Consider the following 8,233-nt stretch of genomic DNA (forward strand, 5'->3'; position numbering starts at 1 on the left):
ATGGTATTGGCTGCAACTGCTGGAGGCATAACAATTTGTATGCGTTCGTTGTTTGGCAGTGTTGCGGAGAGAACGGGGTTTTCTACACTGATTTTTTGTGTTGTGTAGGCAGCAACAACTTTTGCAATCCCTTCTAGTTCGCCGTAGGTTAGTTCTTTTAAGATGTGGGTTTGCCAACCATTGGGACCCTCAACGATTACTTCGCCAGGGCGATTGATAACAATTTCAAATAAATTTTCATCATTGAGGAAGTCATCTAAGATCTTTAATTTTGTTAAAACGATGGAGGCGCGTTCTGCATTTTTTGCTGATGGCATAATGTGACTTTATTGGCTTAATGAAAAAAGGAATAGCTGGGAGTAGAGCGGTTTCTTTTGCTCTTTACGACTAGTTTATAGACAGAGGAAAAATCGAGATCTTTTGCTACAAAGATGTTGACCAGTTCGCCTTGAAATTTTTCTAAGGTAGGAGGGATGTTGATTTGATTTTCAAGAGCAATACTGGCGGCATCTTTTCCAGTGTTGTTTGCGCCTTCAAAACCGCCGCCTCCAGAGTTGTTTGAACCTTCTTTATTGGAATTGCCTACTATTTTATTTGTTAAAACTGTTGTGGCACCATCAATAACGGTGAGTAAAAGGGAAGAGCCAAAGCGTTCCCACCAATGGGTGTTGATGTTGCCATCAAAACCGGCTCTGCCTAAACTGTCGGTTGCGGGTGAGGCAAGGTCGATGATGACACCGGTTGAGGTTTTTGCTCTTGTCCAGAGTACAAAGAGGCGAGATTGACCTTGTTTTATCCCTCCGCGGTATTCGCCAATCACTTGGGTTCCTTTATCAAGCAAAACAACGCGCCCATTGTCAGAGAGGATATCACGGTTGATGATGCAGCTTGCAAAGCCTGGTTGCTCACTGTTTAATGCGGTTTCTAAGATACAGGGAATAGAGGTTCCCATGGCGATGATAAAGTTTCTATTGCCGATGAGTTTTGCTTTTGCTTTTGCTTCTTCTGTTTTGGTAGGCTTTAATAGGGTTGCAAAATTTTGTGTGTCTTGAAGGGCAGGAGAATTTTGCGCATTCGCGAGATTTTCAAGGGCATGGAATTTGTCAAAGGGGTTGAGAGTCGTGTTGACGATGTCTTTTAATTGAGATTTAGAGCCTTTGGCAAAAGCGAGAACAGGGGCACGTCTTGCGGCATCAAGTAGTGGGTCATCTTTTTTGGGTTCTTGTGCGAGTGGTTGTGGGGGTGGTAAGGTTATTGGCGCTATGTTTGCACGCGGGTCAGAGGGGGCGAGCTCTAAAGGGGCGAGGGAATTGTGAAAGTTTTGTGCTTGTTTTTTATGAGCTTTTGCGGTGTCTTTTTGTTCTGTGGGGGTGGATAAGATGTTCCAGAGCACATAGCCGCAGATTCCTATACAGGCGATTGCGACAACTATTTTTTTGCCGGCGCTTTTGGCGCTATTGTTTTTGCCATCCCCAATAGATCCGCGATCTTCGATGATTGGTTTATCACTCATGTGTTGTCCCCTTCAATTCCCGCTTATTTAAAGATCTGATGCAACTTTACGTTCAACAGATGGTGAGGTTGTTCCGGTATTTGGATTAACGCCTTTGGGTTGATAGGCTTCGTTAAAGACGCATAGGACGTTTCTTCCCTGTCTTAGGGTGAAGCGTGCGCTAATGGCATGGACTATCACCATGTTGCCTCTTGTGGTTTTGGGAACCAGCGATTCTGTACCGTCATTGCTGACAATGTAAATGGCAGGGATTTCTTGGTTGTCTGGAAATGTAAATGTTGTTGTTTTGCCATTGTCATAAACGGAGGAGGGTTCGAGAGTGATAGAGCCTTGAGCGGTGTAAGCCCAATTGCGTGGTCCGTAGGTTTCAGAAGCGTTGAAGACATTATCAATGCGCTGGGCTTGTTGTTTTTCTTGTCGCATAAGGGCTGCGAGTCTTCTTTGTTCTGCTTCTTCTTGGGGATAGCGAAATTTCACAAGGAAATATGTTTCTTGTCCAGAGGAAATTTCTCCATCTTTGACCATGAGTTCAAATTGATAGGAGCGCTTTGAGCCATCAAGCTTTGTGGTGACGACTTGGAGATTGGTAATGGGTTGGACTTCCCGCGCTTTAAGGAAAAGAATATTGCCAGCGGGGGCGACTTCCCATGCAACGCTGTTGCCAATCGCTACATGAGCAATTTCTTCATTGGGAGAAAATTCTATTTGTACCGATGAGCGTATGGAGCCAATAATTTTTGTGACATTATAGGCATCATAGTTGATAAAGCGAATGCGGCTATCGCTTGGCGCACGAGTGGGAAAAATACTGGCATGGCTAGGCGTTAAAGAAAGGGTAATAGCGATGTTAAGAATGAAAAAAAGAATTTTTTTTGTCATGATCAGTTGACCACTTCCGGATCGGTTCTATATTCACTAACAATAAACCCTAGAGGATTTATCAAACGGTTTTGGACAGAGATAGGGGCATTGATGTATTCAAAGGTAAGTGTTGCAACCCAGTGGGTGATGAATTCTTTGTTGTTGTCGTTGTCGTGAATGGTTCTGTAGTAACGCACTTGGGCAACATCGTCATTGATAAAGGAGATTGATTTTATTGTTATTGTAACAGCGGCGTGTTTATAGAGAATTTGAGGACTTTGGGGATTTCTTGCTCCATACCAGCTGGCAAATCTTTCCTGTTCTTCAGAAGAAGAGAGGAGGGAGACGGTTTGGAAGTTGTGTTGTGTTTCTTCTGTGGTGAAGCCTTCACGGGAGCGGACGTATTTTGCAGCAAAGTAGCGTGTGATTGCTTCGTCGACATTGGTGGGACCTTCTTTTAAGGCTTCCACAACTTCGGTGATGCCGGTTGAATTGTCTACACGGATGACAAAAGGTTCCACGGTTTTAAGGGGTGTGAGGGTGATGACCGCGAGAGAAGACATTATTGCAACTGCAACTGCGATGCCGGCAATGGCAAGCGAGACGCGGGTGGTGCGGCGTGAGGCGAGCATGCGATCTTGATCAAACGAGCGCGCTTCAGCAATGTATTGTTCTATGTCTTTTTCTTTCATGCTTTTTGCCCGCAATTTTTGTAAGATTTGATTTCTTCATCCGTTAATTTTTGTGCCAGAAGCATTTCCAGCTTACCTTCTACGGGTGAAGGGGTGTTGTTACTGATGATAATGGGTGTGGGCGTGGGTTTTTTTCCTTCCCAATTCCACATTGATCTGTTGAGTGGACGTTTAGAATATCCATCACATTTTGGGAGTGACTTCAGTGTGTTTGGTGAAGACACACAGCCACTGAGAAAGAGAAATGGTAAGATAATCCCAATTTTTTTAAATTCCCGCATTTGAACTTAGACCTTTTTTAATAGTGATGCTAATTTTTTAATGCCCCTTGTTGCTGCATTAGCAGCTCGTCCACTTAGTTGAGCCGTTGCTTTAGCAACTGGTCCTGATCCTGTAAGAGAAGCCCCCCCAGAGGCTAAAGCTGATGCGATATCAGGGAGTCTGAGGAAAAGGTAAATACCACCAATACCAACAACCAAGAACTGAATTAAAGTAGTGAAGATATTTTTAATATCTCCTGAAAAAACTTTCATTGAAATGTTAACATATAAACCACCAAGCAGCACGACTAACACATATAAAATGATGAAGTTTGCGACTTGCCCTAACCATGCTTCTGTGAATTTTCTGGTTGAGGAAAACATATAGAGGCTTATGAAGAGTGGTCCTATTGATAGGACAAGAAACAAACCCAATTTAGCAAATAATGAAACAACAAAACCGACTAGACAAAAAAAGGCAGCAGCAACTAGGCAGATAAAACCAGCAATCCATGTCGCAATAAACATCCCCATTTGAGTCAGACCTGTGTACTGGTTTGCTGCGTCCAAAACCTGTGCTCCAGCTTGGTTCATCATATTATCCCATACATTTCGATCCACATGTGCTCCTTGTGTGACATTTGCAATGGCATTCGGCAGATCATGGAAAAATATATCCCTGACCCACTCATTATAAAGAGCAGCGTTTGTAGCAAGTGTAACAATGATGCCCAGTTTGAAAGTTGTCGCTATAAACTCCCACAGTGGCATGGAAGAACGCCCATAGATGATATTGTAGCCCATAAATATAATATAGATTGTACAAGACAGCTTAAGCGGAGCACCTAAGCTTGATGAAAGATTGGAAATGGCGTTATTCATTGTATCTGTAATGGGATCCATCAACATATTGTCTATCTTAGTAAAGACGCCTTTGCTTTCTACTGCCATTGAGATGCTCCGCTCTTCATCGTGTTTTAATGGTTATTTTGTTTTTTTTCAGCGCGCTCTTTTGCTTCTTGTTCTTCCTCAGCACGTCGTTTTGCTTCTTGTTCAGCTAGTATTTTCTTAGTATTAGCTCTCATTTTTTCAAGTCTGGCTTTTTGTTCAGCTTCAAATTCTTCATATCTTTTGCGATTTTCTTCTGCAATTTTACGACTTCTTTCTGCTTCTTTTGCTTCATATTCTTTCTGAAGTTCTAAAAATGCTAACCGCATGTTTTCACAATTCTTTGAAGTTCCTGCAAATCCACATTTCGCATCCCACTCGAAGCGTAAATTTTTATCTTTTTTAAATTCTGCAACGCTATAGGTTTTTTCACATCCAGCAGCGATAATTCCAGTGCAAAGCAGCAATGTTGTTATGAGAACTTTATTCATAGATATTTCCCCTTCTTTCTTTCAGTTTTACAAGGTTTGAGCACAATCTTTAAATTCTGCTTGTGTTATCGGTTTTTATAACCAGTGATGATAAATCTAGGGCACAGACATAATGTTGCCATAAATCTATTATAGAGTGTACAAAGCTCTTTAAGTTGAGCAGCTAAAGCGCAATAGCGATGTGTAATGGTGCTATCCATTATTTTTGTAAGGGAATGCATTACAGTATTATCTATCCAAGTAAATACACCGTTGGTTTCTATTGCCATTGAGATGCTCCGCTCTTCATTATGTCTTAATGGTTATTTTGTTGTTCTTCTGCCGCGCTCTCTTTTGCTCTTCGTTCTTCCTCAGCACGTCGCTTTGCTCTTTGTTCTTCTAATTTTTTTTTAGTATTAGCTTCCATTTTTTGAAGTCTGGCTCTCATTTCAGCTATATCTTCTTCTTCTCTTTTACGATTTTCTTCTGCAATTTTACGACTTCTTTCTGCTGCTTTTGCTTCATATTCTTTCTGAAGTTCTAAAAATGCTAACCGCATGTTTTCACAATTTTTTGAAGTTCCTGCAAATCCACATTTCGCATCCCACTCTAGGCGTAATTTTTCATCTTTTTTAAATTCAGCGACGCTATAGGTTTTTTCACATCCAGCAGCGATAATTCCAGTGCCAAGTAGCAATGTTGTTATGAGAACTTTATTCATCGATATTTCCCCTTTTTCCTTTCAGTTTTACAAGGTTTGAGCACAATCTTTAAATTCTGCTTGTGTTATCGGTTTTTATAACCAGTGATGATAAATCTAGAGCACAGACATAATGTTGCCATAAATCTATTGTATAGTCTGTAAGGTTCTTTAAGTTGAGCAGCTAAAGCGCAATAGCGATGTGTAGTGGCGCTATCCATTGCCTCTGCAAGGGGATCCATCAACATATCATCTATGTCAGTAAATACGCCTTTCGTTATTATTGCCATTTAGATGCTCCGCTCTTCATTATGTTTTAATGGTTATTTTGTTGTTCTTTTGCCGCTCTCTCTTTTGCTTCCTGTTCTTCTTCAGCACGTCGCTTTGCTCTTTGTTCTTCTAATTTTTTTTTAGTCTCTGCTCTCATTTTTTCAATCCAAGCTTTTTGTTCAGCCATAAATTCTTCATCTCTTTTGCGATTTTCTTCTTCAACTTTTGCCTGACGTTCTTTCTCAAGTTCAGCGCCTGCTACTCTTAGGTTTTCACAATTTTTTGAAGTTCCTATCCCTCCACATCTAGCATCCCACTTGAAGCGTAAATTTTTATCTTTTTTAAATTCTGCGACGCTGTAAGTTTTTTCACAGCCAGCTGTGATGAGCCCTGTGCAAAGTAGCAATGTTGTTATGAGAACTTTATTCATTATTTATTGTCCTGTTGTTGTTTAGCGCGCTCTTCTGCTTCTCGTTCTTCTCGCCTTTTATTTATTTTCTCTAGAGCTTTATTATAATTTTCTAACGCTCTCTTAGAATGTTCTTCATCAAGTTCCTTCGCGGCTTGTCGCACATTTTGACAATTTTTCGAATTATCAGAAGCTCCACACTTCCATTGAAACTCTCTTATTAAGCTTTCATTTTTTTTAAATTCTGCGACGCTATAGGTTTTTTCACATCCAGCTGTGATGAGCCCAGTGCAAAGTAGCAATGTTGTTATGAGAACTTTATTCATGATTAATGACTGTCCTGTTTCTTTTCAGATTCTTGTTTATCGTCATTTGTTGAGCCAGTTCTCCCCCATCCCCATGTTGGAAGACTCTCACGATAAGCTTGCTCTGCGTTTTTACAATTTTGCGAATCGAGATCCCCTGATGTCATACATTTCATTTTCCATTTTTCGTATAATTTGTGATCTTTTTTAAATTCTGCGACGCTGTGGGTTTTTTCACATCCAGTGGTGATCAGCCCTGTGCAAAGTAGCAGTGTGGTGATGACGATTTTCTTCATGGCGTGCTCCAGATCTTATCTATTCTTTTCTGATCCTCTTTAATTCTAGCTCGCCATTCAGCGTCTTCTTTAATTCTCCGTTTTTCAGCTTCAGCTTCCCATTTTTCAATTCGTTCTTCTTCAGCGCGTCGCTTTGCTTCTTGTTCTGCTTTCCATTTTTCATGTTCAGCTTTTCTTTTAGCTTCTTCTTCTTTTTGCTTTTTTTCCCATTCTTCTCTACGTTTACGGTTTTCTTCTTCAGCCTTTTTCCTGCGCTCTGCCGCAAGTTCGTGATCGGCTACTCTTACATTTTCACAATTTTTTGAAGTTCCTGACCATCCACATCTCACAGCCCATTCTTCAAATAATTTTTTATCTTTTTTAAATTCTGCGACGCTATAAGTTTTTTCACAGCCAGCTGTGATGAGCCCTGTGCAAAGTAGCAATGTTGTTATGAGAACTTTATTCATTATTTATTGTCCTGTTTCTTTTCAGATTCTTGTTTATCGTCATTTGTCGAGCCAAAGCCTCCCCATTTTTTACGGGTTTCAAGTTCAGCTTGCTCTGCATTTTTACAATTTTTCGAATTCAAATCCCCTGACGTCAAACATTTCACTAATACTTCTTCCATCAGTTTTTTATTTTTTTTAAGTTCTTCTACGCTGTAGGTTTTTTCACAGCCAGCTGTGATGAGCCCTGTGCAAAGTAGCAATGTTGTTATGATGATCTTGTTCATATTCAAGCCCCTCTTTTTTCTCGTTTATTGACCACGCATTTTTTGGGCTAAAGCTTTGGTTCGTGCTTTAAATTCTTCTATTTCACGTCTTTCTGCCGCTTTTTCTTCTGCTTGTTGAATCATTGCGGCGGCTTGCATTTGAAGGACTTGTGTTTGGAGTTTTGCTTGTATCGCTTCTAGTTGTGCTTGAATGCCTTGAATTTTACCCGCATCTTCAGTACTTCCAAGTTCGTCAAGAAGCTTGGTAATGTTTTTTTGTGTTTCACTGGCTTCTTCGTAGACGTCTTGTCCTTTTGCTGCTTGTCCTACTACGCGCTGTTCGGCTTTTTTCACTTCCTCTGCGTAAAAAGCATCAACTGCTTCTTTTGATCCTGCACCCCCCGCGGGCTCTTTGTATTTAAGTTCTTCTTGCCATTTTTGCGTGTTTTTGCTGCCGCCGCCACCGCCACCGCCACCACCACTGCCCATTGATTGTTGAAAGTGGTTAAAATCTGAAGGAAGGGCGCCACTGCTCCCTTGCTTGTTAAACATCTCTTTCAATCCCGAAATGTCAGGCTTGACATTTAAGGAGTTATATAACTGTTTCGCTTGATCGAGTTGGCTCTTTAATTGCTCAAGCTGTTGTGCACCTTGTTGAATTTGTTCTTGCAACTTGTTAAGCTGTTGTTGGCCTTGTTGAACTTGTTTAATCATTTGTCCAAAAGCCTTGGGATCAAATACAATACCGCCAAAACCAAATGAATTGGTTGTTAAACCAAAAGAAATTGCGCAAAGAGCTGTTGCCAATAAAAGTTTTTTCATTGCTTTGACCTTTCTTGAAAAATAGGAAGCCATTTTTCTGGAGATTGTCCAAC

12 protein-coding genes and 2 pseudogenes are annotated in these 8,233 nt (G+C 40.8%); all 14 read right to left on the reverse strand.

All coding sequences use genetic code 11. The features are described 5' to 3' along the window. Positions 1–317: pseudogene (locus tag ACFIMI_RS09030) on the reverse strand (P-type DNA transfer ATPase VirB11); the annotation flags it as partial. A 17-nt stretch (positions 318–334) separates the two neighbouring features. After that, on the reverse strand, positions 335–1,513 hold the full coding sequence (gene virB10, locus ACFIMI_RS09035) for a type IV secretion system protein VirB10 (protein ID WP_375692491.1): 1,179 nt from the start codon (positions 1,511–1,513) through the stop codon (positions 335–337). Between the two features lie 27 nt (positions 1,514–1,540). Next, complete coding sequence (virB9, locus tag ACFIMI_RS09040) at positions 1,541–2,392, reverse strand: P-type conjugative transfer protein VirB9 (protein WP_375692492.1); 852 nt, start codon at positions 2,390–2,392, stop codon at positions 1,541–1,543. Between the two features lie 2 nt (positions 2,393–2,394). Then, positions 2,395–3,066, reverse strand: coding sequence for a virB8 family protein (locus tag ACFIMI_RS09045; protein WP_375620969.1), 672 nt, complete (start codon positions 3,064–3,066; stop codon positions 2,395–2,397). Further along, positions 3,063–3,347, reverse strand: a complete 285-nt coding sequence (locus ACFIMI_RS09050) for a type IV secretion protein VblB7 (protein ID WP_375620968.1) — start codon at positions 3,345–3,347, stop codon at positions 3,063–3,065. Before ACFIMI_RS09050 ends, ACFIMI_RS09045 begins: the two co-directional genes overlap by 4 nt. A gap of 6 nt (positions 3,348–3,353) precedes the next feature. Next, positions 3,354–4,277 carry a type IV secretion system protein gene (locus ACFIMI_RS09055; RefSeq protein ID WP_375692493.1) on the reverse strand — a complete coding sequence of 308 codons (924 nt, stop codon included), beginning with the start codon at positions 4,275–4,277 and terminating at the stop codon, positions 3,354–3,356. A 26-nt stretch (positions 4,278–4,303) separates the two neighbouring features. Beyond that, positions 4,304–4,705 (reverse strand): EexN family lipoprotein, encoded by a 402-nt coding sequence (locus ACFIMI_RS09060; protein ID WP_375659886.1) that lies wholly within the window; start codon positions 4,703–4,705, stop codon positions 4,304–4,306. A 295-nt stretch (positions 4,706–5,000) separates the two neighbouring features. Beyond that, on the reverse strand, positions 5,001–5,405 hold the full coding sequence (locus ACFIMI_RS09065) for an EexN family lipoprotein (RefSeq protein ID WP_375692494.1): 405 nt from the start codon (positions 5,403–5,405) through the stop codon (positions 5,001–5,003). 295 nt (positions 5,406–5,700) lie between these two features. Further along, positions 5,701–6,084, reverse strand: a complete 384-nt coding sequence (locus ACFIMI_RS09070; RefSeq protein ID WP_375692495.1) for an EexN family lipoprotein — start codon at positions 6,082–6,084, stop codon at positions 5,701–5,703. Further along, positions 6,084–6,389: an EexN family lipoprotein gene (locus tag ACFIMI_RS09075; RefSeq protein ID WP_375621770.1), complete on the reverse strand. Its 306-nt coding sequence runs from the start codon at positions 6,387–6,389 to the stop codon at positions 6,084–6,086. The genes ACFIMI_RS09070 and ACFIMI_RS09075 overlap by 1 nt, the downstream gene beginning before the upstream one ends. A 2-nt stretch (positions 6,390–6,391) precedes the next feature. Then, positions 6,392–6,664 carry an EexN family lipoprotein gene (locus ACFIMI_RS09080; protein WP_375621771.1) on the reverse strand — a complete coding sequence of 91 codons (273 nt, stop codon included), beginning with the start codon at positions 6,662–6,664 and terminating at the stop codon, positions 6,392–6,394. A 137-nt stretch (positions 6,665–6,801) separates the two neighbouring features. Then, positions 6,802–7,113 (reverse strand): annotated as a pseudogene (locus tag ACFIMI_RS09085) (EexN family lipoprotein); the annotation flags it as partial. Continuing rightward, the gene (locus ACFIMI_RS09090) at positions 7,113–7,379 is read right to left on the reverse strand and encodes an EexN family lipoprotein (protein WP_375613235.1); all 267 of its coding nucleotides are present in this window, start codon (positions 7,377–7,379) and stop codon (positions 7,113–7,115) included. The gene ACFIMI_RS09090 and the pseudogene ACFIMI_RS09085, both read right to left, overlap by 1 nt. 24 nt (positions 7,380–7,403) lie before the next feature. Then, positions 7,404–8,180 (reverse strand): type IV secretion system protein, encoded by a 777-nt coding sequence (locus ACFIMI_RS09095; protein ID WP_375692496.1) that lies wholly within the window; start codon positions 8,178–8,180, stop codon positions 7,404–7,406. Between the last annotated feature and the right edge of the window lie 53 nt (positions 8,181–8,233).

Source organism: Bartonella sp. AP4SXKL (genome assembly GCF_042195845.1).
Classification (GTDB): domain Bacteria; phylum Pseudomonadota; class Alphaproteobacteria; order Rhizobiales; family Rhizobiaceae; genus Bartonella.

Bases quoted from the DNA above. Each gene is read 5' to 3' on its own strand.
- ACFIMI_RS09095 (WP_375692496.1), bottom strand. From the start codon at position 8,180: ATGAAAAAACTTTTATTGGCAACAGCTCTTTGCGCAATTTCTTTTGGT.
- ACFIMI_RS09075 (WP_375621770.1), bottom strand. From the start codon at position 6,389: ATGAATAAAGTTCTCATAACAACATTGCTACTTTGCACTGGGCTCATC.
- virB10 (WP_375692491.1), bottom strand. From the start codon at position 1,513: ATGAGTGATAAACCAATCATCGAAGATCGCGGATCTATTGGGGATGGC.
- ACFIMI_RS09080 (WP_375621771.1), bottom strand. From the start codon at position 6,664: ATGAAGAAAATCGTCATCACCACACTGCTACTTTGCACAGGGCTGATC.
- ACFIMI_RS09065 (WP_375692494.1), bottom strand. From the start codon at position 5,405: ATGAATAAAGTTCTCATAACAACATTGCTACTTGGCACTGGAATTATC.
- ACFIMI_RS09055 (WP_375692493.1), bottom strand. From the start codon at position 4,277: ATGGCAGTAGAAAGCAAAGGCGTCTTTACTAAGATAGACAATATGTTG.
- ACFIMI_RS09070 (WP_375692495.1), bottom strand. From the start codon at position 6,084: ATGAATAAAGTTCTCATAACAACATTGCTACTTTGCACAGGGCTCATC.
- virB9 (WP_375692492.1), bottom strand. From the start codon at position 2,392: ATGACAAAAAAAATTCTTTTTTTCATTCTTAACATCGCTATTACCCTT.
- ACFIMI_RS09090 (WP_375613235.1), bottom strand. From the start codon at position 7,379: ATGAACAAGATCATCATAACAACATTGCTACTTTGCACAGGGCTCATC.
- ACFIMI_RS09060 (WP_375659886.1), bottom strand. From the start codon at position 4,705: ATGAATAAAGTTCTCATAACAACATTGCTGCTTTGCACTGGAATTATC.
- ACFIMI_RS09045 (WP_375620969.1), bottom strand. From the start codon at position 3,066: ATGAAAGAAAAAGACATAGAACAATACATTGCTGAAGCGCGCTCGTTT.
- ACFIMI_RS09050 (WP_375620968.1), bottom strand. From the start codon at position 3,347: ATGCGGGAATTTAAAAAAATTGGGATTATCTTACCATTTCTCTTTCTC.